This window comes from Pseudomonas sp. Pseusp15, from assembly GCF_059492165.1.
Window position 1 is genome coordinate 2763992 of record NZ_CP168523.1, and the last position, 26895, is coordinate 2790886.

27 protein-coding genes and 1 pseudogene are annotated in these 26895 nt (G+C 59.3%); 19 read left to right on the forward strand and 9 right to left on the reverse strand.

Going from position 1 to position 26895, the window contains the following annotated elements:
- Positions 1 to 16: 16 nt before the first annotated feature.
- The 10 genes from ACEN8R_RS12295 (at position 17) to ACEN8R_RS12340 (ending at position 7534) form a co-directional block, all read left to right on the forward strand.
- Complete coding sequence (locus tag ACEN8R_RS12295) at positions 17 to 331, forward strand: c-type cytochrome (RefSeq protein WP_192351166.1); 315 nt, start codon at positions 17 to 19, stop codon at positions 329 to 331.
- Positions 332 to 346: 15 nt separating this feature from the next.
- A complete protein-coding gene (locus ACEN8R_RS12300) occupies positions 347 to 673 on the forward strand; it encodes a c-type cytochrome (protein WP_018927781.1) in 327 nt (108 codons plus the stop codon).
- Positions 670 to 1848, forward strand: a complete 1179-nt coding sequence (locus tag ACEN8R_RS12305; RefSeq protein WP_192351164.1) for a cytochrome D1 domain-containing protein — start codon at positions 670 to 672, stop codon at positions 1846 to 1848. Before ACEN8R_RS12300 ends, ACEN8R_RS12305 begins: the two co-directional genes overlap by 4 nt.
- A gap of 1 nt (position 1849) precedes the next feature.
- Positions 1850 to 2308, forward strand: a complete 459-nt coding sequence (locus ACEN8R_RS12310; protein ID WP_495624917.1) for an Lrp/AsnC family transcriptional regulator — start codon at positions 1850 to 1852, stop codon at positions 2306 to 2308.
- Positions 2305 to 2820, forward strand: a complete 516-nt coding sequence (gene ahbB / locus ACEN8R_RS12315) for a siroheme decarboxylase subunit beta (protein WP_495624918.1) — start codon at positions 2305 to 2307, stop codon at positions 2818 to 2820. The genes ACEN8R_RS12310 and ahbB (ACEN8R_RS12315) overlap by 4 nt, the downstream gene beginning before the upstream one ends.
- A complete protein-coding gene (locus tag ACEN8R_RS12320) occupies positions 2813 to 3256 on the forward strand; it encodes an Lrp/AsnC family transcriptional regulator (protein WP_064617203.1) in 444 nt (147 codons plus the stop codon). The genes ahbB (ACEN8R_RS12315) and ACEN8R_RS12320 overlap by 8 nt, the downstream gene beginning before the upstream one ends.
- Positions 3231 to 3746: a siroheme decarboxylase subunit beta gene (ahbB, locus tag ACEN8R_RS12325; RefSeq protein ID WP_018927776.1), complete on the forward strand. Its 516-nt coding sequence runs from the start codon at positions 3231 to 3233 to the stop codon at positions 3744 to 3746. Before ACEN8R_RS12320 ends, ahbB (ACEN8R_RS12325) begins: the two co-directional genes overlap by 26 nt.
- A gap of 212 nt (positions 3747 to 3958) precedes the next feature.
- On the forward strand, positions 3959 to 5137 hold the full coding sequence (nirJ, locus tag ACEN8R_RS12330) for a heme d1 biosynthesis radical SAM protein NirJ (RefSeq protein ID WP_258613877.1): 1179 nt from the start codon (positions 3959 to 3961) through the stop codon (positions 5135 to 5137).
- Positions 5138 to 5207: 70 nt separating this feature from the next.
- Positions 5208 to 6044, forward strand: coding sequence for a uroporphyrinogen-III C-methyltransferase (cobA, locus tag ACEN8R_RS12335; protein WP_018927774.1), 837 nt, complete (start codon positions 5208 to 5210; stop codon positions 6042 to 6044).
- Positions 6041 to 7534, forward strand: a complete 1494-nt coding sequence (locus ACEN8R_RS12340; RefSeq protein WP_018927773.1) for a cytochrome D1 domain-containing protein — start codon at positions 6041 to 6043, stop codon at positions 7532 to 7534. The genes cobA and ACEN8R_RS12340 overlap by 4 nt, the downstream gene beginning before the upstream one ends.
- A 186-nt stretch (positions 7535 to 7720) precedes the next feature.
- Here the strand turns inward: ACEN8R_RS12340 and ACEN8R_RS12345 are convergent, their stop codons facing one another.
- The 7 genes from ACEN8R_RS12345 to moaC form a co-directional block, all read right to left on the reverse strand.
- Complete coding sequence (locus tag ACEN8R_RS12345) at positions 7721 to 8464, reverse strand: SDR family NAD(P)-dependent oxidoreductase (RefSeq protein ID WP_018927772.1); 744 nt, start codon at positions 8462 to 8464, stop codon at positions 7721 to 7723.
- Between the two features lie 39 nt (positions 8465 to 8503).
- On the reverse strand, positions 8504 to 9892 hold the full coding sequence (hemN, locus tag ACEN8R_RS12350; protein WP_018927771.1) for an oxygen-independent coproporphyrinogen III oxidase: 1389 nt from the start codon (positions 9890 to 9892) through the stop codon (positions 8504 to 8506).
- Positions 9876 to 11261, reverse strand: a complete 1386-nt coding sequence (locus ACEN8R_RS12355) for an oxygen-independent coproporphyrinogen III oxidase (RefSeq protein ID WP_026286546.1) — start codon at positions 11259 to 11261, stop codon at positions 9876 to 9878. The genes hemN and ACEN8R_RS12355 overlap by 17 nt, the downstream gene beginning before the upstream one ends.
- 119 nt (positions 11262 to 11380) lie before the next feature.
- The gene (locus ACEN8R_RS12360; protein ID WP_018927767.1) at positions 11381 to 11824 is read right to left on the reverse strand and encodes a CopD family copper resistance protein; all 444 of its coding nucleotides are present in this window, start codon (positions 11822 to 11824) and stop codon (positions 11381 to 11383) included.
- A gap of 54 nt (positions 11825 to 11878) precedes the next feature.
- On the reverse strand, positions 11879 to 12325 hold the full coding sequence (gene moaE / locus ACEN8R_RS12365; protein WP_018927766.1) for a molybdopterin synthase catalytic subunit MoaE: 447 nt from the start codon (positions 12323 to 12325) through the stop codon (positions 11879 to 11881).
- A 4-nt stretch (positions 12326 to 12329) separates the two neighbouring features.
- Complete coding sequence (locus ACEN8R_RS12370; RefSeq protein ID WP_018927765.1) at positions 12330 to 12575, reverse strand: MoaD/ThiS family protein; 246 nt, start codon at positions 12573 to 12575, stop codon at positions 12330 to 12332.
- Positions 12572 to 13045, reverse strand: a complete 474-nt coding sequence (gene moaC, locus ACEN8R_RS12375) for a cyclic pyranopterin monophosphate synthase MoaC (protein WP_026286545.1) — start codon at positions 13043 to 13045, stop codon at positions 12572 to 12574. The genes ACEN8R_RS12370 and moaC overlap by 4 nt, the downstream gene beginning before the upstream one ends.
- A 296-nt stretch (positions 13046 to 13341) precedes the next feature.
- Here moaC and ACEN8R_RS12380 point away from each other — a divergent pair.
- The 3 genes and pseudogenes from ACEN8R_RS12380 to ACEN8R_RS12390 all read left to right on the forward strand — a co-directional run.
- Positions 13342 to 13614 (forward strand): annotated as a pseudogene (locus ACEN8R_RS12380) (PAS domain-containing protein); the annotation flags it as partial.
- A gap of 219 nt (positions 13615 to 13833) precedes the next feature.
- Complete coding sequence (locus ACEN8R_RS12385) at positions 13834 to 14907, forward strand: methyl-accepting chemotaxis protein (RefSeq protein WP_495625011.1); 1074 nt, start codon at positions 13834 to 13836, stop codon at positions 14905 to 14907.
- 154 nt (positions 14908 to 15061) lie between these two features.
- Positions 15062 to 15274, forward strand: coding sequence for a hypothetical protein (locus ACEN8R_RS12390; RefSeq protein WP_018927761.1), 213 nt, complete (start codon positions 15062 to 15064; stop codon positions 15272 to 15274).
- On the opposite strand, the gene ACEN8R_RS12395 is transcribed toward ACEN8R_RS12390, so the two are convergent.
- Together ACEN8R_RS12395 and ACEN8R_RS12400 are read right to left on the reverse strand one after the other, a co-directional pair.
- Positions 15271 to 18291, reverse strand: a complete 3021-nt coding sequence (locus ACEN8R_RS12395; RefSeq protein WP_495624919.1) for an EAL domain-containing protein — start codon at positions 18289 to 18291, stop codon at positions 15271 to 15273. The two genes, ACEN8R_RS12390 and ACEN8R_RS12395, sit on opposite strands and share 4 nt — an antisense overlap.
- Positions 18279 to 19298 carry a substrate-binding domain-containing protein gene (locus ACEN8R_RS12400; RefSeq protein ID WP_018927759.1) on the reverse strand — a complete coding sequence of 340 codons (1020 nt, stop codon included), beginning with the start codon at positions 19296 to 19298 and terminating at the stop codon, positions 18279 to 18281. Before ACEN8R_RS12400 ends, ACEN8R_RS12395 begins: the two co-directional genes overlap by 13 nt.
- Positions 19299 to 19955: 657 nt before the next feature.
- On the opposite strand from ACEN8R_RS12400, the gene ACEN8R_RS12405 reads away from it, so the two are divergent.
- From ACEN8R_RS12405 to ACEN8R_RS12430, 6 genes are read left to right on the forward strand one after another with little or no spacing between them, the layout of a single operon-like run.
- Entirely contained in the window at positions 19956 to 22157 is a 2202-nt protein-coding gene (locus ACEN8R_RS12405) for a type VI secretion system Vgr family protein (RefSeq protein WP_495624920.1), read from the forward strand.
- A gap of 11 nt (positions 22158 to 22168) precedes the next feature.
- A complete protein-coding gene (locus ACEN8R_RS12410; protein WP_028940907.1) occupies positions 22169 to 22615 on the forward strand; it encodes a DUF6484 domain-containing protein in 447 nt (148 codons plus the stop codon).
- 15 nt (positions 22616 to 22630) lie between these two features.
- Complete coding sequence (locus ACEN8R_RS12415) at positions 22631 to 23743, forward strand: DUF2169 family type VI secretion system accessory protein (protein WP_495624921.1); 1113 nt, start codon at positions 22631 to 22633, stop codon at positions 23741 to 23743.
- Positions 23743 to 24780 (forward strand): hypothetical protein, encoded by a 1038-nt coding sequence (locus ACEN8R_RS12420; RefSeq protein WP_258613873.1) that lies wholly within the window; start codon positions 23743 to 23745, stop codon positions 24778 to 24780. The genes ACEN8R_RS12415 and ACEN8R_RS12420 overlap by 1 nt, the downstream gene beginning before the upstream one ends.
- Positions 24780 to 25955: a PAAR-like domain-containing protein gene (locus tag ACEN8R_RS12425; protein WP_495624922.1), complete on the forward strand. Its 1176-nt coding sequence runs from the start codon at positions 24780 to 24782 to the stop codon at positions 25953 to 25955. Before ACEN8R_RS12420 ends, ACEN8R_RS12425 begins: the two co-directional genes overlap by 1 nt.
- Positions 25956 to 25984: 29 nt before the next feature.
- Entirely contained in the window at positions 25985 to 26893 is a 909-nt protein-coding gene (locus ACEN8R_RS12430) for a WD40/YVTN/BNR-like repeat-containing protein (protein ID WP_018927753.1), read from the forward strand.
- Positions 26894 to 26895: the final 2 nt, after the last annotated feature.

The window sequence follows — 26895 nt, forward strand, 5'->3', positions numbered from 1 at the left end:
AATGAAAGGAATCCTCATGAAAAATACCCTGCTTTCACTGATCGCCCTGACCGGCGCATTGAGCCTGCAACCGGTGGTGGCCCAAGACGCGCCGGAGCTGTTCAAGAGCAAACCCTGTGCAGCCTGCCATTCCATCGACACTAAATTAGTCGGCCCGGCACTCAAGGAAGTAGCCGCCCGGAACGCTGGCGTGGCCGGTGCCACGGACACCCTGGCCAACCACATCAAGAACGGTACGCAAGGCAACTGGGGCCCGATACCAATGCCGGCCAACCCGGTGACGGATGATGAAGCGAAGACACTTGCAACTTGGGTCCTGAGTCTCAAATAGCCAACGGAGGGCGCCATGATGGTTCATCGACACGCAGTGGTTCTGGCGGCCCTCCTCCTTTTTTGCGCGACCTCGGTTGCGGCGCCGAACGCCAAGCGTCAGGCCCAACTCGAGCACCTGCTGGCCCAGGATTGCGGCGCCTGCCATGGACTGCACATGACCGGCGGGCTGGGTCCCGACCTGACGCGTGCAACGCTGGCCGGCAAGTCCCGCGACAGCCTGATCGCCACCGTCACCCAAGGTCGCCCCGGCACCGCGATGCCCGGTTGGGCCCCGTTGCTCAGCCCGGACGACATCCGTTGGCTGGTCGATCTTCTTCTCCAGGGATATCCCGCACCATGATCCGTTCAACCCTGCTTTTAGCGGCGACCGGGCTGTTGTTGTCCGCCTGCGCTCTGTCACCTTTGCGTGGTACCGGCGATCTGGGCGTGGTGGTGGAGCGCACCACCGGCAGCGTGCAAATCATCGAAAGCGATACCCGCACGGCACTGGCCCGACTCGAAGGCTTCGGCGATCTGTCCCATGCCTCGGTGGTGTTTTCCCGCGACCAGCGTTATGCCTATGTGTTCGGCCGCGACGGCGGGTTGAGCAAAATCGACCTGCTGACCCAACGCATCGACCATCGCGTCATCCAGGGCGGCAACAGCATCGGCGGCGCCATCAGTCAGGACGGCAAGTTGATCGCAGTCTCCAACTACGTGCCCGGCGGCGTGAAGGTGTTCGATGCCGTCACTCTGCAACAGGTGGCCGATATTCCCGCGACACCGCTCGCCGATGGCAGCAAACGCTCACGGGTGGTCGGCCTGGTCGACGCGCCCGGACAGCGTTTTGTGTTCAGCCTGTTCGATACCGGCGAGATCTGGACCGCCGATTTCAGTCAGGGCAGCACGCCACGGATCAGCCGCTTCACCGGCATCGGCCAGCAACCCTACGACGCGCTGATTACCCCCGATGGTCGCTATTACATGGCTGGGCTGTTCGGCGAAGACGGCATGGCGCAACTCGACCTCTGGCACCCCGAGCGCGGGGTGCAGCGAGTGCTCGGTGATTACGGACGCGGCCAGGCGAAGTTGCCCGTCTACAAGATGCCGCATCTGGAGGGTTGGGCCGTTGCCGACAACCAGGCCTTCGTGCCCGCCGTCGGCCGTCATCAGGTGCTGGTGATGGATTCCCGCACGTGGCAGCAGACCGCTGCCATCCCGGTGGCCGGTCAACCGGTGTTCGTCACGTCGCGGCCGGACGGTCGGCAACTGTGGGTCAATTTCGCCTACCCGGACAACGATCGGGTCCAGGTCATCGACACCGAAACCCGTGCCGTAGTCGCCGATCTGCGACCGGGGCCGGCGGTGCTGCACATGGAATTCACCGCGCGCGGCGACCAGTTGTGGCTGTCGTTACGCGATGGCGATCAGGTTCAGGTCTGGGATCCGTACAGCCTGAAGCAGCTGAGCACCCTTCCCGCCACCGCGCCGAGCGGCATCTTCTTCAGCAGTCGCGCGCAGAAAATGGGCTATTGAAATGAACCTCGACCTGCTCAGCCGCCAACTGATCGACCGCTTCCAGCACGGCATGCCATTGTGCCCGGAACCTTACAAGGAGATGGCCCGGATTCTCGGTTGCCGCGAGGCCCAGGTGATGGATTGTCTGGAAGCGATGGCTCAGGCCGGCACCCTCTCACGCATCGGCCCGGTGTTCGAACACAGCCGCGCCGGGGCCAGCACCCTCGCCGCCTTCGCCGTGCCCGCCGAACGTCTGCAACAGGTCGCCGAGCGCGTCAGCCAGTATCCCGAGGTCAACCACAACTACGCACGGGAGCATTTCTACAACCTGTGGTTTGTGCTGACCGGGCCTGATCGCCCCCACATCGAACGTGTTCTCGAACAACTTGAGAACGAAACCGGCCTTGTTCCGCTGGATCTGCCGATGTTGACCGCTTACCGCATCGACCTCGGTTTTGCCTTGGGAGAAGGCCCATGAAGCCGGGATTGAGTCCCGAACAGACACAGGCCTTACGAAGGCACCTGGAAGACGGATTACCGCGTGTTTCGCGCCCCTATCAGGCCCTCGCGGAACGGATAAACGCCGACGAAAACCAGGTGCTCGCGCAGATGCACCAGTGGCACGAACAGGGGCTGTTTCGCCGGGTCGGCCTGGTGCTCAACCATCGCGCACTGGGCTTTACCGCCAACGCCATGCTGGTGCTGGATGTTCCGGACGCGCTGATCGACGAAGTCGGCCAGCGCCTGGGGCAAGCGTCCGATATCACCCTCTGCTATCAACGGCCACGGCGCCTGCCGCAGTGGCGCTACAACCTGTTCTGCATGGTTCACGGACGCCAACGCGCGCAGGTCGAGGCGCAGATCCAGGCGTTGCTGGAAGAACACTTGCTGAGTGACCTGCCCCATCAACTGCTGTTCAGCACCCATGCCTTCAAACAATGCGGCGGACGCTTTGTCGCCTCCTCAACGGGAACCAAGCCCCATGGATGATCTTGACCGTCGGTTGATCAACCGCTTGCAACTGGGCCTGCCACTGGTGCGTAACCCCTGGCAGGCGCTGGCCAGCGAACTGGACAGCAGCAGCCCTGAATTGCTCCACCGCCTCCACGAACTGCTCTGTGAAGGAATACTCACGCGCTTCGGTCCTATGTTCGACATCGAACGCCTCGGTGGCGCCTTCACCCTCGCGGCGCTGGCCGTGCCGGAAGAACGGTTCGAAGAGGTCGCCGAGCAACTGCATGCCCTGCCTGAAGTGGCGCACAACTATCGACGCGAACACGCCTGGAACATGTGGTTCGTGCTCGGCTGCGCGACCGAACAAGACGTCACCGAAACCTTGCAATACATCGAAACCCTGACCGGTTTGCCGCTGCTCAACTTGCCTAAAGAGGAGACTTACCATGTCGGTCTGTACTTCCCGGTCTGAAGACACACTGGCACACCGGCTGATTGAACTGACCCAGGCCGGCCTGCCGCTGCTGGACGACCCGTGGGCCTGGCTCGCCGAACAGCTGGACCTGAGCATCGAATCCACCCTGGATCTGCTCAAGCGCTTGCAGGCCGAGGGCGCGATCCGGCGCATCGCCGCCGTCCCCAACCACTATCGCCTGGGCTATCGCTACAACGGCATGACCGTTTGGGATGTGCGCGACACCGACATGCCGCGCCTCGGCGCGCTGATCGGCGCACAGCCTTTTGTCAGCCACTGTTATCGACGCCCGCGACGAACCGCGTGGCGCTACAACCTGTTCGCCATGGTGCACGGTCGCAGCCGCGAGGAAATCGACAGCTACCGCGAACACCTGCGCTACTTGCTGGGCGACGCCTGTGTCGCCGACGAGATGCTGGTGAGCAGTCGCATCCTGAAAAAAACCGGTGTGCGTTTAATGCCGCTCAGTTCAACGCATACCTTGTAGCAGCTGGCGAAGCCTGCGTTCGGCTGCGAAGCAGTCGTGAAATCAGGCGATACGGTGTTTCAGATAAACCTTGCACACAGGTTATACGACTGCTGCGTCCGATCGCGGCCCGAACCGAACGCAGCCTCGCAAGCTCGACAGCTGCTACGGGCATCAGGCTTGCGTTTGCTTATTGCTTCGCGCTGAACACACCCTGACTCAAGGAGAGTTGCATGTTGAGGATCAGCCAATACCTGCGTGCCCTGACCGGCCAGGTGCCCGCCCCCAGAACCAGCCCACCGGGCAGCAACCGGCCGCCGGTGGTGATCTGGAACCTGCTCAGGCGCTGCAACCTGACCTGCAAACACTGCTACGCCACGTCCGCCGACAGCGTCTTTCGCGACGAACTGGATACGCCCGCCGCGCTGACCGTGATCGACGATCTGCACGATGCCGGCGTGAAGGTATTGATTCTTTCCGGCGGTGAACCCCTGCTGCGTGACGATCTGTTTGTGCTCAGCGCCTATGCCCGCACAAAGGGTTTCTTTGTGGCTTTGTCCACCAACGGCACATTGATCGATGAGCAGAACATCGCGCAGATCCGCGCAGCGAATTTCGATTATGTCGGGATCAGCATCGACGGCCTGGAAGCCACCCATGACGCCTTCCGCCAATTGAAGGGCAGCTTCGCCAGTTCCATGCGGGCGATCCGGCTCTGTCGCGAACAGGGCATTCGCGTCGGTCTACGGACCACATTGACCCAGGAGAACCATGCGCAGCTGCCCCAACTGCTGGCGCTGATGCGCGAATACGACGTGCAAAAGTTTTATCTGTCGCACCTCAACTACAGCGGTCGCGGCAAACGAAGCCGCCAACTCGACGCCCGGCAGCAGATGAGCCGCGAGGCGATGACGCTGATCTTCAAACGGGCCTGGGAGGACATCCAGCACGGTCGCGACAGCGATTTTGTCAGCGGCAACAACGATGCCGACGCGATTCTCCTGCTGCAATGGGTAGGCCTGCATCTACCCGAGCATTACCGGCGCCTGGAACACATGCTCCGCGCCTGGGGCGGCAACGCCTCGGGCAGTGGCATCGCCAACATCGACAACACAGGCGAAGTGCACCCCGACACCTATTGGTGGCAGCACTCGGTGGGCAATGTCCGGCACACGCCGTTTCGCACGCTGTGGCTGGACCGCCCGGACGCCTTGTTGCAGCAACTGCGCGCGCATCCTCGGGCCATCGGTGGCCGCTGTGCTCAATGCCGCTGGCTAAGCATCTGCAACGGCAATACCCGCACCCGCGCCTGGGCCGAAGGTGATCTCTGGGGCCAGGACCCCGGATGCCACCTCAGCGATGAAGAAATCGGCATACCACCATTAACGACCATCCCTTGCGTCATGCACTGAAGCACCCGCCTGGCGAGCCATCTGACAAAGGATGGGGCCGGCCCACCTGATGAAGTACCAAGGACGTCCCATGCATCCATCGATTATTTTACCGGCTGCACTTGAGTCCCCGTTCAGACCGGGCGAAGTTGCCCTGGTCGGCGCTGGCCCCGGCGATCCACGCTTGCTGACCCTGCGCGCCTGGAGCCTGTTGATGCAAGCCGACGCCGTGGTTTACGACCGCCTGATCAGCCCCGAGCTGCTGGCATTGATCCCCCTCACCTGCGCCCGGCATTACGTCGGCAAGGCCAGCGGCTGCCACAGCCTGCCACAGGATCAGATCAACGAACTACTCGCCGACCTCGCCGATCTGGGGCAGCGTGTGGTCCGGCTCAAAGGTGGCGACCCGTTCATCTTCGGCCGTGGCGCCGAGGAACTGGAGTACCTGCTGCAACGCAACATTGACTGCCAGGTGGTCCCCGGCATTACTGCCGCCTCCGGGTGTAGCGCTTACGCTGGCATTCCACTGACCCATCGGGAGCTGGTCAACTCCTGTCGATTCATCACCGGGCACCTGCAGCACGATGGTGAGTTGCAATTACCCTGGAGCAGCCTCGTCGACAGCAGCCAGACCCTGGTGTTTTACATGGGGTTATCCAATCTCGGGATTATCGCCCAGCGCTTGATCGAAGCTGGAATGCCCGCCGAGACACCGGCGGCGCTGATCAGCAATGGCACGCGTCCCGACCAGCATGTTGCACGAGGCAGGCTGCACCAATTGCCGACCCTGGCGCGGGAATGCCCACCTGGCATTCCGACGCTTGCGGTGATCGGCAAAGTGGTCGATCTGTTCGCTGCCCAACAACAGGAATTCCCGGCGCGCTTTTACCCCGCAGCGCTGCAACGCCAGCGCAAGGTGGCGATATGAGGCGCATGGTGCTTGGCCCATTGTTATGGATCGGTGCGGCTCACGCCGGTGCAGCGACTCCGCCCTCCGACGTGGCCGCCAACCTCTACCAACAGCATTGCCAGAGCTGCCATGGCGCCAATCGTCTCGGCGGTACGGGACCGGCCTTGCTGCCGGAAAGCCTGAGCCGGATCAAACCCGACGAAATCCGCAGCGTGATCCAGGACGGTCGTCCCGCGAGTCAGATGAGCGGGTATGCCAACGTGTTCAACGCCACGCAGATCGACGCGTTGGTGGACTACCTCCAGCAACCACCCGCCACCCCACCCACCTGGAGCAACGATGACATTCGCGGCAGTCATTCGATTCTCGCCGATATCAACAAACTGCCCGACACACCCCAGCATCGCGCCGATCCCCTGAACCTGTTTGTGGTGGTGGAAGCCGGTGATCATCATATCGACATCCTCGACGGCGACCGCTTTGAAGTGCTGGCTCGGTTCGCTTCGCACTTTGCAGTGCATGGGGGGCCGAAGTTTTCGCCGGACGGACGCTTCGTCTACGTGGCTTCTCGCGATGGCTGGATCAGCCTGTATGACTTGCATAACCTGAAACTGATCGCCGAGGTCCGCGCCGGGCTCAACACCCGCAACCTCGCGGTGAGCAAGGACGGCCGATGGGTGCTGGTGGGCAACTACCTGCCTGGCAACCTGGTGGTGCTCGATGCCCGTGATCTGTCATTGGTCAAAACCATTCCGGCGATCGGCCAGGACGGTACCGCGTCACGGGTCAGCGCGGTCTACACCGCGCCGCCACGGGACAGCTTCATCGTAGCGCTCAAGGACGAGAAGGAAGTCTGGGAACTGCCCTGCACCGGCACACCGGATTTCGAACCGCGACGGATCCACGCCGAAGATATGCTGGACGACTTTTCCTTTTCACCGGACTACAAGCAACTGCTGGCCACGTCGCGCGCGGCCAAGGGCGGCCAGGTGATCGACCTCGACAGTGGCAAGGTGGTCACCGACATTCCACTGCCGGGCATGCCGCACCTGGGGTCCGGGACCTACTGGAAACGTAACGGTGAGTGGGTGTTCGCCACGCCGAACATCAGCAAGGGCCTGATCTCGGTCATCGACTTCAAGACCTGGAAACTGCTCAAGGAAATACCGACCCTGGGGCCGGGCTTCTTCATGCGCAGCCACGTCAACTCGCGGTATGCCTGGGCCGACGTGTTCTTCGGCCCCGACAACGATGCGATCCACCTGATCGACAAACAGACCCTGGAAATCGCCCACACCCTGCGCCCGATGCCCGGAAAGACCGCCGCCCACGTCGAATTCACCCGCGACGGTCGCTACCTGCTGCTGAGTATCTGGGCCACCGACGGTGCGCTGATCGTCTACGACAGCAACACCCTCAAAGAGATCAAACGCCTGCCGATGAACAAGCCGTCGGGTAAGTACAACGTGGGCAATAAAATCGAGTTTGCCGAGGGTACGTCGCACTAGATTTTGTGTCTGAACATCGAAATACACATTGCACTTGTGGCGAGGGAGCTTGCTCCCGCTGGGGCGCGAAGCGGCCCTAAAAGCAGTCACTGCGTACATTCAGATTAAACGCAGGTGCTGATTTTACGACTGCTACGCAGCCGAGCGGGAGCAAGCTCCCTCGCCACAGGGTTTGTGTTCACCTCTTCAGCTCAGGGTATAACCGTTATCGACTTTCCAGTCCTGACCATAAACACCCCGCGCGCCTTGAGACAGCTGAAAGACAATCACGTTGGCCACCGCAGACGCATCGAGGAAATGACCGGGCAGCAGACGTTTGCCGAGGGTGCCGGCAACGTCGTCGAGTTCCCCGTCGCTCAACCCCAGGTTGTCCCACATCGAGGTCGCGGTCGGCCCCGGGGAGACCAGATTGATGCGCACGTCATAACGCGCGAATTCCACCGCCAACGTGCGCGCCTGCGCCGCCAGCGCGGCCTTGCTGGCAATGCAGGCGGCCAGACCGGGAAAACTCGAGCCGGTCAGGAAGCTGCCGACAAACACCACCGAAGCCGGACTCGCCAACTCCCCGCGTAACGCCGCCAGGGTATTCAACGCCCCGGCGCCGTTGACCGCCCACTGACGCTGGAAGGCCGGCATGTCGAGGCTATCGGCCATTTCGGCGATACCCGCGTTGGGCACCAGATAATCCACCTGGCCCAGTGTCGATGCACGTTGGGCCAGCGCCTGCAGGTCATCCTGACAGGTCACGTCACCGGCACACCATTGCAGGCGCTCGCCATAGATCTGCTGCAAGGCCGGCAGTTCCCCGATTTTCCGTGACATCGCCAGCACCTTGACCCCGCGCGGCAACAGCGCCGCACACAGGGCCAGGCCTATCCCGGAACTGGCACCCGTGACCACCGCCAAACGATCCTGAAACTCGGTTCTCATCATTTCCTCCTGGCATCGCGGACGCCAGCACTGGGGACTTCAAACGGTACGTGAAAACCGGCCTTTTTGATCAGCGCCCAAATAGGCATCAAACGCCATCGCCGCGCTGCGCATCATCAAATGCCCGTGGGGCAACAACACCAACGCGTCTTTGTGAATCTGCAGCAAGCCATCGCGAACATGCTCGTCCAGTTGCATCAGCGCATCGGCAAAGTAATCGGTAAAGCAGATGTCATGACCCGCTTCAAACTTGCCGAAGTCGATCCGGCCGTGGCACATCAGATCGCTGATCACTTCACGGCGCAGACGATCATCGGCGCTCAACCGGTAACCCCGATGCACAGGCAACAAGCCTTGATCAATGCGGGCGTAGTACTGCGATAGCTCCTTGACGCTCTGGCTGTAGCTGTCGCCGACCTTGCCGATGGAGGACACCCCGAGACCGATCAAATCGCAGTCGGAATGGGTGGAATAACCCTGGAAATTGCGTTGCAACGTGCCATTGGCCCGGGCCAACGCCAACTCATCGTCCGGCAAGGCAAAATGGTCCATGCCGATATAGATATAACCGGCCTCAGTCAGACGACGGACAGTCAGTTCAAGCAATTCCAGTTTGCGCTCCGGTGGCGGCATGTCAGCCAAACGAATCAGCCGTTGCGCGCGCACCAGCTCCGGCAGATGGGCGTAGCTGTAGGCGGCAATCCGGTCCGGACGCAGCGCGATGATTTTGCCGAGGGTGACATCGAAACTCTCCACGGTTTGCAATGGCAGGCCGTAAATCAGATCGACACTGATCGATTTGAATCGCGCTTGGCGCGCCGCAGCGACCAGCGCATGGATTTGCTCTTCACTTTGCTGCCGATTGACCGCTGCCTGCACGTCGGGATCGAAGTCCTGTACGCCAAAGCTCAAACGATTGAACCCCAACTGACGCAACAACTGGATCTGTTGCGTACTGATGGTGCGAGGGTCGACCTCGATGGAAAACTCATGGTCATCGCTGTCGTCCATGTCGAATGCCTGGTGCAGGCAGTCCATAAGGTCAGCCAGTTGTTCGCCGGTCAAATAGGTCGGCGTGCCACCTCCCAGGTGCAGTTGCGTGAGTTTGCGGGTGCGGTCGAACAAGGCAGCCTGCATCACGATTTCGCGCTTGAGGTACGTCAGGTACTCGACGGCGCGGTGGGTTTTCTGGGTAATGATTTTGTTGCAGGCGCAGTAGTAACAAAGGCTCTTGCAGAACGGGATGTGGATGTACACCGACAGCGATTTTGGCGTTGTCGCCTGGTTGCTGTCCGAGGCCGCACGCTGATAGTCATCGACGGCGAACGCCTGATGAAACTGCGGCGCGGTCGGGTAAGAGGTATAGCGCGGCCCCGGGAGGTCATACTTTTCGACCAGGGCACGATTGAAATCAAATGAAGTTGTCATGATCAATCCATTCGTAATGGGGTTCATGCCCCGCACCGTCCGAATCCTTTTCAAACAGGTTGCAGACGGCATCCACGTGCGGCCGACCGGCCGGAAGAATGCTGATGAAACGGTCAGACAGTTCAATCAACCCGTCACGGCTCAATTGCTCAAGCACAGGCCAGGCGGTGAAAAAGTACTGGCGAAAAATGACTCCATGACGCCTCTCGATTGCCTGGATATCCAGCTCCAGATCACACGCCAGGCGTTCCATGACCATGTGCCTGACCTGATCCCCTTCCTCACAGCGCCAGCCACGACTCGTCGGCAGTTGGTCCATGTCCAGTTGCTGCTGGTACCGTTCCAGTTCGTCGGTGTTTTGCGCATACAAACCGTCGATCTGACTGATAGCGCCCAAACCGAACCCGATATGGTCGCAATGCCCGTGACGGGTAAACCCCTCACAATTGCGACGTAATCGGCCGCGCTCCTGAGCAATCGCCAAATCGTCATCGGGCCGGACAAACTGCCCCAGGCCAATGTAGTGATAACCGGCGCCGATCAACTGTTCAAAGCAGATCCGGCGCATGGCGCCTTTATCTTCCTCGCTGCAAAACGCCCCGATTGTGTCTGCAGTCTTTGGCCGATAGCGTTGGGGTGGCCGGGCATAGTCAAACACCAGCAGCCGGTCCGGCTCCAGTTCGATGATGGTCGCCAGTTTCAGCGCAAAACTTTCTGGCGTCTGCCAGGTATGGCCATAACCCAGATCGACATTGATGGATCGATAGCCGAAGGTACGAGCGGCATCGATAAGCGAATGGATCGGTGCCGGATTCTGGTAGCAGGCCACCGACATCGCACGGTCGGCACCGATGTCCGGAACGCCGATGCTGACATGGTTGAACCCCAGGTCACGCAGCATGCCCATGGTCGACCAATCCGTATGGTGAAGGTCCACTTCTATGCTGTAGTCACCGCACTCATGTCCAAGAAAGTTGAATCGGCCACGAAGGTGATTCATCAGCCGTCTCAGTTGGGCGATGGCGGGTGTTCCGCCCCCCAGATGGAACTGCTCGACCCGCTGCCCGGCTCCCAGATGACAACCGACGAGGTCGATCTCATGTTGCAGACGCTGAAGATAGTGTTCGACACCACTGTGCTCGCATGAAGTTTCGCGAGGGGACCACAAGGCACGCTTGAGGTTAGAAGGCAGTTGCACGTTCAGCGACAGCGGACGGCACTTCTGACGGCTGACGCGCAATGCACGATGCAAATCCAGAGAGCCGATGCCGTCGTGAAATTTTTCAGTGTCGACATGGCCGTTGGGGTCGAGCACGCCTTGATCGCACCGGACGTTCAGCTCTCCAGGGCTGTGAAACGAATTGAGCATAACGGGTCTCCGAGACTGGCTGCGGACCGCCAGTGTCGGAGCCTGGCGACCCATGCTCCTTGATTTGCATCAAGCGCGAGCGAAGTGCTTGTCGCGCAACGGACACCAGGCAAGCCCAGTCACCACGTCAGGTAAAACATCCACTTGGCCAACAGCACAATGACAACCATGTGGCAGAACAGGCTGCCATGGATGAAATGCAGGTATCGAGCACTCATCCGGCCACTTTTGAACAAAAACATGGCGACCAGGAAATGCAGCAGTACGCTGACGGCCACCACGATTTTCAACATCAGCAACGTGCCAAACGATGAGGCCATTGGTGTGGCAAGGACCGGTAAATAGCGCAGCCAGACCATCCCCAACCCGGCACCGAACAACACCAGCAAGACCCATGGAATCAAGGTGCGTGCACGTCGACCGACACCCTGCTCGACCAGTAACATGACCTTGACCGGCAGTTGTTTGCGGATACTTTCAAGGAACAGGACTTCGAAGAATACCGTGCCGATGAAAATCATCGCGGCAAACAGGTGCAATGTCAGAAACAGCGGATAGAGCATGGGATTCTCGCTCTCAATACAGCTGAACACGTTCCACTCACCGCGAGGGAAACGTCACTCCCATCGTTGCGCCGCCTCGCGATCACTGTGGCGAGCCTCGACCCAATGGGAACTCTCGGCCACCTGTTCTTTCTTCCAGAATGGCGCTCGGGTTTTCAGGTAATCCATTACAAACGCACAGGCATCAAAAGCCGCTTGACGATGACTGCTGCTGACGCCGACAAAGACAATGGGGTCTCCCGGTTGCAGCGCGCCGATTCGATGGATCAGCACCAGTCCGAGCAACGGCCAGCGCTGTCGGGCTTCGTCGGCGATCTTGCCCAGGACCTTTTCGGTCATACCGGGGTAATGCTCAAGAAACATCCCGGCGACTTCTTGTCCGACGTTGGTGTCACGTACATACCCGACAAAACTCACCACGGCACCGACATTCAGGCTCAAAGCCTGCAGGGCATTGATTTCGGTGCCGGGTTCGAAGCGCTCTGTCTGCACTCGAATCATCGAATCACCCTCCCGTTACGGTTGGGAAAAAACCCACTTCATCACCGTCGATCAACGGCTCATCGAGCCCACACATGTCCTGATTGCGGGCACACATGAGGTTCTGTTCGGCCAGCACCTGCCAGACGCCAGACCGATGTATCAGGTGCTGACGCAACTGATCGACAGAAGTGAAATCACCTTCAATCGTTTCATCGTCAAGGCCAAGCGTTTCGCGGTACCGCGAGAAATACAAAACATTCAGCTTCATTGTTGCGGCGCCTGATACCAACCACTTTTACCACCCTGCTTCTCCAACAGCCGCACCGATTCGATACTCATGCCCCGGTCCACGGCCTTGCACATGTCATACAAGGTCAAGGCCGCCACACTGGCGGCGGTCAGTGCCTCCATCTCGACGCCGGTCTGTCCGGACAGCTTGCACCGAGAAACAATGCGTACGCGTTGGTCACCTTCAAAACTCAACTCAACGTTAACACTGCTCAGAAGCAGCGGATGACAGAGCGGAATCAACTCGCTCGTGCGTTTGGCCGCCTGAATGCCGGCGATCCGCGCTACCGCAAATACATCACCTTTAGGGTGAGCACCACTGGCAATCAGTTGTCGGGTCTCGGCAAGCATATGAACCCATGCCTCAGCCACGGCTTCTCGGGACGTCACGCATTTATCCGTAACATCGACCATTCGCACGCGTCCCAGTGAGTCGAGGTGAGTCAGCATCAATTCAGTCATGAGCAATAAGCCTTGCGCTACCAACAGTCGGTTTCAGCGCAGAATACAGCGCAGGCCGACACAGGCGGTTGACGTCAATCAAGTAATCCAGACAAGGCCATTCCTACAACCTTGCGTAAACCAGGATGTCGAGGACGGACCTGAAAAAAAATCTAATCTGGACCCGATTTCCAATGATCAAAATTAATGTAACTCATTGTTGTTAAATATAATTTTAAAAAAATTACTCACATTTTCCTGGCGTCTGCCGATGGCTTTTTTACCGGACCCAGGGAGCTGCAGGAATGAGGAACAACCAACCCGTTACGCAACGTGAGGTCGCGCTTGCACCTCAACAGAAACTCATCTCGACAACAGATGCTCGAGGAGTCATCACTTACTGCAATGACGCCTTCGTAGAAATCAGTGGCTTCGACAGAGCCGACCTGATTGGCGCACCGCAAAATATCGTCCGCCATCCCGATGTGCCTCCTGCCGTATTCGCCCATATGTGGGGCGCTCTTAAGCAAGGCAACCCGTGGATGGGCATTGTCAAAAACCGCTCCAGAAACGGTGACCATTACTGGGTCAATGCCTACGTCACACCGATTTTCGAAGGCAGCCAAGTGGTTGGCTATGAATCGGTCAGGGTCAAACCCACTGCCGAACAAGTTCACCGCGCCGAAGCCCTCTACAAGCGCATCAGTCAGGGCAAGGCGGCCATCCCCGCGCGTGACAAGTGGCAACCGGCCCTGCTTGGCTGGTTGCCATTCCTGGTTATGGGCTTGGCGGGGGCTTTGAGTGGTGTCTTACTCAACACCTTCGTGGCCATTGCCATCACCGCAGCTGTCTCTGCACCGCTCGGACTGATCGTCACGCGCTGGCAAAAGCAGGGGACATTGCGCATGCTACAGATGGCTGAACCCTCCACCTCCGATCAACTGATCGCGAAAATGTACAGCGACGAGTGTGGCCCTCAGGCACGCCTTGAAACCGCCTTTGTGAGCCAGGCCGCGCGCCTGAAGACCTGTCTTACACGTCTGCAGGACACCGCGGAGCAACTCAGCGGACTAGCCGGGAGGTCCGACGTATTGGCCGCCGACAGCTCACGGGGTCTTGATCGCCAGCGTGTCGAAACCGAACAAGTGTCCGCAGCGGTCAATCAGATGGCGGCGACCACACAAGAAGTCGCCAGCCATGTCCAACGCACCGCTGACGCCTCCCAAGAAGCTAACTTGCTGACCGGACGCGGACGCGATGTGGCCCGAGATACCCGCGAAGCGATCCAGCGACTGTCCGCAGTGGTTGGCGAAACCGGGCAGACGGTCGCGCAGTTAGCCAAGGACAGCAATGAAATCGGAACCGTGGTCGATGTCATCAAAGGCATTGCCGATCAAACCAACCTACTGGCCTTGAATGCCGCGATCGAAGCTGCGCGCGCTGGTGATATGGGTCGAGGCTTCGCCGTGGTGGCGGACGAGGTGCGTCAGTTGGCGCAGCGCACCTCTGAATCCACGACGCAAATCCATGGCTTGATAACCAAGCTCCAGATGTCTTCCGATAACGCCGTGCAAACAATGGAAAGTGGTCGCCATCAGGCCGAAGAAGGTGTGACGTGGGTGCTTGAGGCAGACAAAGCATTGGTAGGTATCAGTGAAGCGGTCGCCAACATCACTGATATGACAACCCAGATTGCAGCGGCCACTGAAGAGCAAACCGCCGTTGCAGAGGAAATCAGCCGTAATATCACCACCATCGCGCACCTGGCAGATCAGACGTCGGAGCAGGCCCATCATTCGGCAGAGTTAAGCAAGGAATTGACCCGGACAGCTAATACTCAGTATTCATTGGTCGAGCGTTTTAATCGATAACTAGAGGTGTTTGAGCTGACCGAAGAAGCTCGCAGTTGACCGGCGAAAATACGGGAGAGCACCGACCTCAAGTGGTTTGCGCCACAATCGGCATGGGGACGGCCTTCATAGGTCGTTCCCCTGCCACACTACCCGGCTCATCGAGATTGGCACCATGGTTCATGCCAGATGCAAGTTTTCTCTCTTGCTGAATGCCGAGCGTGCCATGCCACAGTCCATCAAAAATGCTGAAGCGAAATTCCGTCGTCCGGTGCTGGCCACTCTGGTGGTTTCTCTGGTCACCAGTTGGGTGAGCAGCAGAAAGTCGCCGATGTCTTTTTTGCCGCAGGTCGACACAGCAGCGTTTTACCGTACGCCAAGTCATTAATGCCCGGGCATTGGACTGCGTGGACGTTTTACATCGCGTTTTCGCCTTACCGTGTCAGGGCTGATAATGCGGCTCGGTTGAGGCAATCGGGACGTACGCAGTAACAGACTGATTTCCTCTGCGCTGACCGCTCTGCTGAAAAAGTGGCCCTGAATTTCATCGCAGCCGTTTTCACGCAGGAAGGTTTGCTGCTCTTCGGTTTCGACACCTTCGGCTATGACCTTGAGGTTCAGTTGGTGCCCCAACGAAATCACTGCGGTAGCGATGGCTTTGTCGTTCTCGTTGTCGGGCAGATCGTGCACGAAAGACTGGTCGATCTTGAGTCTTGCGATGGGGAAGCTTTTCAATGCGGCGAGGCTGGAGTAGCCGGTGCCGAAGTCGTCGATCGACAGACTGATCCCCATTGATTGCAGTTCCTTCATTTTGCTGATGGCTTGCTGAAGGTCTTGCATGATCAGACTTTCGGTCAGCTCCAGCTCAAGGTACATCGGGTCCAGTCCGGTCTCTTGCAAGGCATGCCTCACCCGGTCGATCAGGTCCCTTTCGATGAACTGGCGTGCTGAAATATTCACCGACATGGTGATCGGCGGCCAGCCCGCATCCTGCCAGTCCTTGTTCTGTCTGCACGCGGTATGAATCACCCAATCGCCTATGGGCACGATCAACCCGGTCTCTTCGGCCTGCGGAATGAATTTGACTGGAGACACCATGCCGAGCTCGGGGTGCTGCCAGCGGATCAGTGCTTCAACGCCGATAATCTGACCTGTCTGCAAATCCACCTGTGGCTGGTACAGCAGCAGGAACTCGTCATGGTTGAGTGCGTTTCGTAGCCCGTCTTGCATGGCGAGCTTGCCCTGATCCTTGTTATTCATCTCGCTCGTATAGAACTGGTAACTGTTGCGACCCAGTTCCTTGGCCCGGTACATGGCGGCGTCCGCATTGCTGAGCAACGTATCGGTATCGCTGCCGTCGGCTGGGTAGGTGGCCAACCCCATGCTGCAGGTGACGTGGAGTGTATGCCCGCTGAGCTGAATCGGCTGCAGGATGGCTTCCTGGATCTTGTGCAAGGCTGGAGTAACGCCGTCGAGGTCTGAGGGCTGGTCGAACAGGATGATCACAAACTCGTCGCCACCCAGTCGCACGACGGTGTCGGTGCGGCGCACACATTCCTGCATGCGCTGGGCGACGGTTTTCAGCAGTACGTCTCCAGCGCTGTGCCCAAGGCTGTCATTCACCAGTTTGAATTTGTCCAGATCGAGAAACACCACCGTCACCAGCCGGCTGTAGCGCTGGGCATACAGTATTGCCTGCTTGAGACGGTCTTCGAGCAGGGTGCGATTCGGCAGCCCGGTCAGTGCGTCATGGTCGCCCATATAGCGAATGCGTTTTTCGGTCAGTTGGCGTTCTATCGCAATACCGGCAAGAGGTGTCGCCATGTCGATCAGTCGCGTCTCGGTCGAGCTAGGGCTGCGGACGGTGTTGGAATACAAGGCAAACGTACCCAATACCTTTCGCTCATGGGACAGAATCGGCGTCGACCAGCAGGCGCGAAATCCATAGGGCGCAGCGGCTGATCGGTACTCCTCCCACAGCGGGTCCAGCTCGATATCCGTGACGATGACCGGTTCTCGTCGATACACCGCGGTGCCGCAAGAGCCTACGTTTGGACCGATCGCAATCCCGTCAATGAGCTGGTTATAGGCTTTCGGCAAACTGGGGGCAGCCCCGTGCAGCAGGTGTTTGCCATCCTCATCCAGCACCAGGATGGACACCATCATCCCCTCCAGTTGGGACTCGACCAGGTGAGCCAGACTCTCGAGGACTTCTGCAAGCTCGGTGCTCCTGGCGATCAGCTCCAGGACATGACCTTGTCCGGCACGGATGATGGCTTCTTGCTCTAATCGGTTGTTTTGCAGGGCGAGCCGCTCTGTGGCGATACTCAATTGGACCGTCTTTTTTTCCAGCTGAAGACGGTCTTTGAGGAATTGATTCACCGCGCGAGCCATGTTGCCGATCTCGTCTTTCCCATGTTCCACCATCATCAAATGCGTTTTGTCAGTGCGTTCCTGACGCAATTGCCGGCTTATTTCATTCAGGCGCACAAGCACATGACGGCCCATGAAGACCCGGGTCACGAACCAGGCGAACACCAGGCTGGCGCCCAACATGATCAGCACCCATTGCTGGCTACGATTTGAGGCCTCGACCAGGCGCTGCACGGCTTCGCGATAGTCTTCGGTGTAAGCACTGGATTGCGCACGGGCCACCGCGACCAGAACCCCGGCCTCATTCTTCAACTCCTCATTGAAGCGCTGGATGACGTTGTGCTGATTGATGAGTCTCAGGCGCAGGGAGAAGAGATCGGGCGTTTCCCCATCAGCGTCGGGTAACTTGCCAGCGGCGCGTGACAGGCGCTCATATCGGATCCGCAGCCGTTGCACGGCATCACTGTCATTAGCCTGCGGCAGATCGAAAAGTAACACCGCCAGTTCCAGGCTGGACCGGGACTTGGTCGCGGTTAACCGGGCAGCGTGATCCTCCAGGGCTTGCTCGAAGGTGACCTCGGTCTGCAACAGGCTTTCTCGCAGTTGCGCAACGATGTTGGCGGTATTGCGGAACATCTGACTCGACTGATGCATGTCGAGTATCGCCTCGCCACTGTTCGCGGCAGTCAGCTCCTGCACCAGTTGATCAAGGGCTTCAAGCTGTTCGACGGTCGCCGCATAGCTTGAACGCAGGGCGTCGGGGGAACGGGTTGTCAGAAGCTGATCGGTCTGGCGTTCGATCAGCAAGGTCCGCTGCACCATGTCTTGCCCATTTTGCATGCGCACCAGTCGTTCATCCGTCAGCTGGCGGGTGGCGCTGTTTGACGTGCGCAACGCGTAGACCGCTGTGGCACCACCCGCCAGGATCAGCAGCGCCAGCGTCAGGAACGCCAGTGTGAACTGTGCGCGCAACGACTGCGGCAATAGCCGGCGTCCGAGCCGGGAAATAACGTCCAATGTCAGGGATTCCATTGGTGGCGATAAATGTCTCGATAACCATTGTCAGGGTCGTACTGGAATTTCTTCCCGCCGTCGAAAGCAATATTGTCGGCATTGACCAAGTGAATCGGTGCTACGAAGCCGCTCACCGGCTGCCCTGCAAACAACCGGTTCAATTCATCCATCACTTGCCAGCCATGCAGGTTGAGCGGCTCGGCCACGGTGACGGTCTGGTAGGTTTTTGCCTGTATGCGCAAGAAAGCCGAAGCGCTGCCATCACCGGCAGATAACAGACTGATGCCGTCACTGGGCATTGCGGCGTTGGTCAATGAGGCAATCGAGTAGTCGAAATAGATATCGTTGATGGCCAGCGTGTGGGTCCAGCGCTTGCCATAGCGCTGAAGCAGCTCCTTGGTGAGCGCCGGCATCTTCTCGCCACTTTCGGAGATCGCCACATCGCGCACTTCCAGCAACGTACATTCTCGACAGGCCCGAATGACGTTTTCCATGGCCTTGGCTTTCGCCATGGCGATGCTGTACTTGGAGTCGGTCAGGATGACCACGCCGGCGTGTCCGTTTGACTGTGCCACTGCCGCCATGGCCGTGAGGCGAGCCACTTCGAGCGGGTCGGTCGTGACGTTCATGGCCACCGGCGTGCCGTCAATCGGCCCGGGGCGTGCCCCGGCGTGCCAGCCAACCACCGGCACATCCCTGTTGGCGAAGAGGATCAGCGCCGCATTGTTCTCAAGGGCATCGGAACCGCACAGAATGAGGCCGTCGGGCTTCTCTGCCAGCGCATCGGAGAAGGCCTTTGCGCGCCCGGCCGATGATCCAGCGCCATCGAATATCTTCAGCGTCCAGCCCATCGCCTTGGCTGCCTCGCGAGCGCCCTGCGCGACACCGACGATGCCTCCGTTACGCAAATCCTCTGCGACAAGGGCGATGCTCTTGCCCCGCTGGGCTTTCGGGCCGGACTCAGGGCCGCTCCAGCGAACGGCTTCAAGGGTGGCCCTGGAAACGATTTCCTGCGCTTGAATCACCGTTACCGTGGCGTTTTCGACACCTGCCGCGGTTGGCAGGTTCTGGCCGTATCCGGGCGTTGCCGTGAAAAGACAGAAAACCGTAATTGAAGCCATCCGGAGTAGCCAGGGCCTGAGTAACCAGGGCCCGATCAGACAGGTTCGATCACCGTATGTAATGCCGGGTGTGGAGCCGATGGCGCGATCATAGTCTGGCATGGCGTCCCTTTTTGCCAAGAGTGCAGCGTTCACTATCCGAAAGGATAGTCGGTTCTGCTGTCATCAGGTCTTCGGTGGTTAAAAGTGCGCGAACTTTAGTTTTACAGTACTCATCCTTTACGCAACTTTGAAAGATGCTCTTCATAAGCACGATTGAATTCGCGCCTGAATAAATTGCGCGGGTACTCACTTTTTAGAATAAAGCCTATAACCAAAGATACTAAATAATGACCTCCGATCACCGATCTTGAAACGCCTCGGTGTTCACCCCACTGGTCGGAGAGTTTCTTGACAAGCATTGAACAGCGCTAACACTTCCTTGAATTGTAAGGATTAGAGATAACGCCAAAGAGGCGTTGGGCAAAAGGTTAATCCGCTGGAAACGGATTCAGTCGTACGTTGCGTTATGTATTCGAGACGGCCGACTGACGCCCAAACACGAGGCAGAGGAAGCCGTGCATGGCAATCACGCAAAACAACCGTTTGGTGCAGGTCAACTGCCCCCTCGGCGGCGATGTCCTGCTGCTGCGGAGCATGGAAGGCAACGAAGAATTGGGGCGGTTGTTCCACTACGAATTGAACCTCACCTCCGAAGACCGGGCGATCACGTTCGACCATTTGCTGGGCAAGCCGATGGGCCTGACCCTGGAACTGCACGACGGCGGCAAACGCTACTTCCACGGCATTGCCTGCAGCTGTCGACAACTGACCGGCCATGGCCACTTCGCCGGCTACCACGTCAGCCTGCGGCCCTGGTTCTGGCTGCTCACGCGCACCTCGGATTGCCGGATTTTTCAGAACAATACGGTGCCGGACATCATCAAGCAGGTGTTCCGCGACCTCGGTTTTTCCGATTTCGAAGACAGCCTGAGCGGCAGCTACCGCCAGTGGGAATATTGCGTGCAGTACCGCGAAACCAGCTTCGATTTCGTCAGCCGCTTGATGGAACAGGAAGGGATCTATTACTACTTCCGCCATGAGCAAGCGCGTCATGTACTGGTGTTGGCCGACGCCTATGGCGCCCACTCCACGGTGGCAGATTACGACTCAGTGCCGTTCTACCCGCCCGATCGGCAAATGCGCGAGCGCGATCATTTCTACGATTGGCAACTGACGCGGGAAGTCCAACCCGGTTCGCTGGAGCTCAACGATTACGACTTCCAGCGCCCCCGCGCCAACCTTGAGGTGCGCTCCAGTGTGTCGCGCAGCCACAGCAACGGCGACTACCCGCTCTACGACTACCCCGGTGAATACGCACAGAGCAACGACGGCGAGCACTATGCGCGTACCCGCATCGAAGCCATCCACAGCCAGTTCGAGCGCGTACAACTGCGCGGCCGTGCCCGCGGACTGGGCTCCGGCCACCTGTTCTCGCTGACCGGTTATGAGCGCGAAGACCAGAACCGCGAATACCTGGTGGTCAGCGCGCGCTACCACATCCACCAGGAGCCCTATGAAAGTGGCACCCAGGATCTCTCCGAGCAGTTCGTGGGCGAACTCGCTTGCATGGATGCCAGCCAGGTTTTCCACCCCCTCCCCCTGACCCCCATGCCGATTGTCCGAGGGCCACAGACCGCGGTGGTGGTCGGCCCCAATGGCGAGGAGATTTGGACCGACCAGTATGGCCGGGTCAAAGTGCACTTCTACTGGGATCGCCACGACCAATCCAACGAGAACAGCTCCTGCTGGATGCGCGTCTCCCAGGCCTGGGCCGGCAAGAACTGGGGGGCGATGCAGATCCCGCGAATCGGTCAGGAAGTGATTGTCAGTTTCCTCGAAGGCGACCCGGATCGGCCGATCATCACCGGCCGCGTCTACAACGCCGAGCAGACGGTGCCTTACACGCTGCCGGCCAATGCCACCCAGAGCGGCGTGAAGAGCCGTTCAAGCAAGGGCGGCTCACCGGCCAACTTCAATGAAATCCGCATGGAGGACAAAAAGGGTGCGGAGCAACTGTTTATCCACGCCGAGAAGAACCAGGACATTGAGGTCGAGAACGACGAGACCCACTGGGTCGGCCACGACCGCAGCAAGAGCATCGACAACGACGAAACCGTGCACGTCAAACACGACCGCACCGAAACCGTCGATAACAACGAGACCATCACCATTGGCGTCAACCGTACGGAACACGTCGGCAGCAACGAGACCATCAACATTGGCAGCAACCGCACGATCAGCGTCGGCGCCAACGAAACCGCGACCGTGACCCTGCAGCGCACCCATGCGGTAGGTATCAACGAGACGATCGCCATCGGCGCAGCGCAGGAAGTTGTCATCGGTGCCTTTCAAACGGTGAATGTCGGGGCCTACCAAAACGTCAATGTGGGCCTCTACCAGTCGACCAATGTGGGCGCCAACCGCTCGGTGGACGTGGGTGCCAATCTTTCAACCACGGTAAAGGCAAACGAATCGCGCAAGGTCGGTGCAGGACGCACGACCGATATCGACAACAACGATGCGCTGACGGTGGGCAAGGACCTTGTCATCGATGCCGGTGACTCGGTGACCATCACCACCGGCAAAGCCAGCATCGTCATGAAGAAGGACGGCACCATCAGCATCCGCGGCAAGGACATAACCATAGACGGCTCTGGCGCGATCAACATCAAGGCCAACAAGAACGTGGTGATCAAGGGACGCAAGATCCTGCAAAACTAGGAGTCACGCGTATGACGGTTCAATACCCACTACCCACCCAGGCCCGCATCGATGGCGTGGTCATCGGCGTCCTGCTCGACCTGCCGCAAGCCAGTGCGCCCCTGGTGACCTACCCCGGTTGCCCCGAGGAACAGAGCATCGCCGCCCGCAGCACCACCCTGCTCGCCCCTGCAGACATCGGCACCCAGGTGGCGCTGATGTTCGAAGATGGCGACCCTTTCCGCCCGCTAGTGATCGGCCGCCTGCTTGGCCAGACCGCGGCGCCCGCACCGGTTGCCTGCGTGCAACTGGACGACCAGCGCCTGGAATTGAGTGCCGAACGCGAGATCGTGCTGCGCTGCGGCAAGGCCAGCATCACCCTGACCCGCGCGGGTAAAGTGATTATCCAGGGCGCCTACCTGTCCAGCCGCTCCAGCGGGGTCAACCGCATCAAGGGTGGTTCGGTGCAGATCAACTAGACAGGTATTCGGCCCATGGAACTGCTCAACGCCAGCAAACTGCTTGCTGCCTATACCCAGGGCACGGAGCCCGATGGCCGCGAATCCCTGGTGGTGGTGGCCAAAGGCACTTTCAATCTGCCGCTGGACGGCCGCGCGGCGACCCTCGCCGACAGCCAGCAACCGCTGCTGATGGCCGATACCTTCCTCGGCGAGCCTGGTCTCAGCGCCCCGCTGCAGGAAATGGACTTCGCCCCGATCAAGCCATTCTGCGATGTGCTGGTGCGAGGCAAGGCCTATGCCCCAGGCGGGCGGCCCGTGAGGCAACTGGCTGCGGGCATTCGCGTCGGTCAGATGAGCAAAGCCTTTTCCGTCCTCGGCCCCCGGCAGTGGCAACCGGGGCTATTGGGCGTTTCTCCCGGCTTGCCGCAGCCCTTCACCGAGCAGCACATCTCTTATGCCCAGGCCTTTGGCGGCAGTCATCCGATGGCCAAAGACTCCGAAATGCGTCACTGCTACCTGGACAATCCGACCGGTTGTGGCTGGTTCCCACGCCATATGGGTAGTGCTGATATCGGTGGCATGCCGATGCCGAACACCGAGGAATTGGGCAAGGCGATCGACAGTCCCTCTGGCGACTACCGCCCGATGGCCCTCGGCCCCATCGGCCGTAGCTGGCCGCAACGCGCCCGCTTCGCCGGTACTTATGACGAGACCTGGTTGGCCGACTGCTTTCCGTTTCTGCCGGGTGATTTCGACCGCCGCTACTTTCAGGCGGCCCCTGACGATCAGCAGATCCACTATCTGCGAGGCGGCGAGGACGTGCTGCTGCTCAACCTCACGCCCCAGGAGCGCGCGGGCTTTCGCATCCCCGAAATCGACGTGCCGGTGACCTTCTTCCTGAAAAAAGGTGGTCATGAGACTGTGCAGGCGGTGATCGACACCCTGCTGATCGACACCGACGCGCTCCAGGTGCAACTGACCTGGCGTGTCGCCCGCCCGCTACGGCGCAACATGTTCGAGATCGCTCAGGTGCTGGTCGGCACGATGTCCACGGGCTGGTGGCGCGCCCGAGAACTGGGCAAGGATTACTACCCGTCGCTCTCCTCCTTGGTAAAAGACAAGCACGCACCCGAGGAGACGGACTGATGACCGTGCTTTGCATCATCGGCTCCGGCATGGTCAGTGCTGTCGGCCTCAGCGCACCCGCGAGCTGCGCGGCGATCCGCTGCGCCATCGACAATTTCCAGGAAACCCGCTTTATCGACCAAGGCGGCGAATGGCTGATTGCCGCCAGCGTGCCTTTGGAACAGCCCTGGCGCGGCCGCACCAAGCTGATCAAGATGGCCGCCCGGGCCATCGCCGAGGCACTGCAAAGCACCCCCAACGTCGACCCGGAAAAGACCCCGCTGTTGCTGGGGGTGGCGGAAGTCGAGCGCCCCGGCCGCCTCGATGGTCTCGATAAGGGGCTGCTGCACGCCATTGAAGCCGAACTGGGCCTGCGCTTTCATCCCGGTTCCAACGTCATTGCCCGTGGTCGGGTCAGCGCTGCCGTGGCCCTGCTGAATGCACGCACGCTGATCTACCAGGGCGGCCATCGCCATGTGCTGATTGCCGGCGTCGACTCCTTCCTCAGCGGGCCGACGCTGGCCGCTTTCGAAGCACGCGAACGCCTGCTCACCAGCCAGAACTCCAACGGATTTATCCCCGGCGAAGGTGCCGCCGCCGTGGTGCTGGCCGCCCCTGTTGCCAGCAAAGAGCCGCAATTGGCCTGCATCGGCCTGGGGTTCGGTATGGAGAAGGCCACGGTGGAGGCCGAAGACATTCCCCTGCGCGCCGACGGCCTGACTCAAGCCGTACGCGCCGCCCTGAGCGAAGTCGGCTGTGGTTTGGAGCAAATGGATTATCGGCTCACCGACATCTCCGGCGAGCAGTACTACTTCAAGGAAGCGTCCTTGGTCCTGAGCCGCACCCTGCGCGTGCGCAAGGAGTTCTTCCACCTCTGGCACCCCGCCGACTGCATCGGCGAAGTCGGCGCCGCCATCGGCCCGGCGATGCTCGCCGTGGCCCTGGCCGCCAGCCGCAAGGGCTATGGCGAAGGCCCGAATATCTTCTGCCACTTGGGCAACGACGCCGGCGAACGCGCCGCCGCGATGCTCAGTTACCAGACTGTGAGGGCTGCGTGATGGCGAATGAGGTCTTTGCCAACAATATGGAGATCTCCTGCAAGGCGGCGGATGGCAAGTCGGTGGCCTGCTTTCCGGATGTCTGCTTCACCCCGCCCCAGGCTCCGCCCACCCCGCCCGGGGTGCCGATCCCCTACCCCAATACCGGCATGGCCAAGGACACGACCAAGGGAAGTCGGACGGTGAAGATCAGTGGTAAGGAAGTGATGCTCAAGAACAAGAGTTACTTCAAGACCAGCTATGGGGATGAGGCCGGTTGCGCGCCGAAGAAGGGCGTGATCACCAGTAAGATCAAGGGCAAGGTGTACTTCACCTCCTGGTCGATGGATGTGAAGTTCGAAGGCGAGAACGTAGTGCGACACATGGACCTGACAACCCACAACCACGCATCATCACCTGGTAACACGCCAACGTGGATGCATGTGGATGCGATAGCGTTCGACACCAGCGAAGGCCAGGTCTGCAAAGACGAGCAAAACGCTGCCGAGGATAAATGCAAGGATGCGAAGATACGTCCCAAGCGGGAGACCGAGAGAGGCAACAAAGTACCGGATGGAATGGATTGCGACGATGAATGCAAGAAAGCCAAGGCATGCGTGCTCAAACCGAAAAAAAAAGACAAGAGTTTTTGCTGTCACCCGGAGATCACAGGTCACCACCTGATCGAGGTACATTGTTTCTCTAAGACGGGGGAACGTGGCACTGCCTTGACTGGCTTCGAGAAGTACAAGCAAGACAACGCGCCGTGCGTGTGTGCATCCCAGTCGCGCGACGACGGTACCCATGGAATCCTCCATGCGGTCCAGGGCCAGATGGAGGCGGCCCACAACGACGGTCCGGTGTTGCAATCCTGGCCGGACTCCGGTGACAAGATCAAACCAGGCAGCGACCAGCGACTACCCGCTAATGCCAAATGGACTTACAAAAATGCCCGTGAAGCAGGTGCACTTGCCCACAGTACGGCATTCCCTCATTGCAACTCGAAGTGCATAGCCAACCAGCTGGACGACTATCACCAGAAAAAATGTGACATGGAAGACAACACACCAGTGCGCAGCGATCCAGGCTCGGACAAGCGCTCTTCCGGCACGCTGACTGCCACGCAGCAGAACGCCGTCGACCAGGCGATCGAGGCCATCAAAGGCATCACATCCAACGCCCACTCTGCCGCTTAATTTTCAATTTCAAGAACGATAGGTTTGCTATGTCTAACGAATACTCCTTCCTTTCCGGCTTCATGCAGAGCCGCAATGTTGGTCGAGTCATCGCCCAAGTCGATGCATTGAAGGAAAGTGGCTCGACCGCCTCCAAACTGCTCAAGTGGGACAGGTCCCAGAACCGCTGGTTCTCCTTCAACCTCGAGTGGCACGCCACGCGAATCTGCGCAATTGAAGTACCGGAAATCATGGTTTTCGCTACAGGTCCAGACGGTATTGTGTCAGTCAGCACAATGGTTGGCTCAACCGAAGAAGAGATCGACGACTCGCTCGATGGCCCTGCTCGTCGCGGTCCTATTCGGGATCTGCAACTCATCAACGGTGTTCCCTACGCCACTGGCATGGGCCGCCAGGTTTACCGTCGCGAGGGACCAGCCAAATGGACGCGTCAGGACCAGGGAGTGGTTTTACCCAGAGGCGAGATTGAACTATGCGGTTTCAACTCCATCGACGGTATCAGAGAAGAAAATCTCTATGCCGTCGGATTCAATGGCGAAATTTGGCAACGCCTGGAAGGCAAATGGTTCAATCGGGAAAGTCCAACCAATCTCGTATTGCATCGGGTCAAGGTCGTTCGCGAAGACTTAGTGTTTGTATGCGGGCAGATGGGCACTTTGCTGCGTGGCGATGGTTCGCAGTGGGAAGCCGTTGGACAGGACGCAACCAGCGAAGACCTCTGGGGTATGGAGTGGTTCAACGGCGAGCTCTATTTGGCCTGTGATTCCGGTCTATTGCGCCTCGACGGCAATGACAATCTGGTTGCAGTCGACATGAATTTGCCCGGTAAGCCCAGTAGCCGCCATCTCCATGCAAATGATGGTGTTCTCTGGTCCTGCGGACCGAAGAACGTAGTCTGGACCGAGGATGGGCAGCGTTGGACCGAGGTGACCCCGTGATA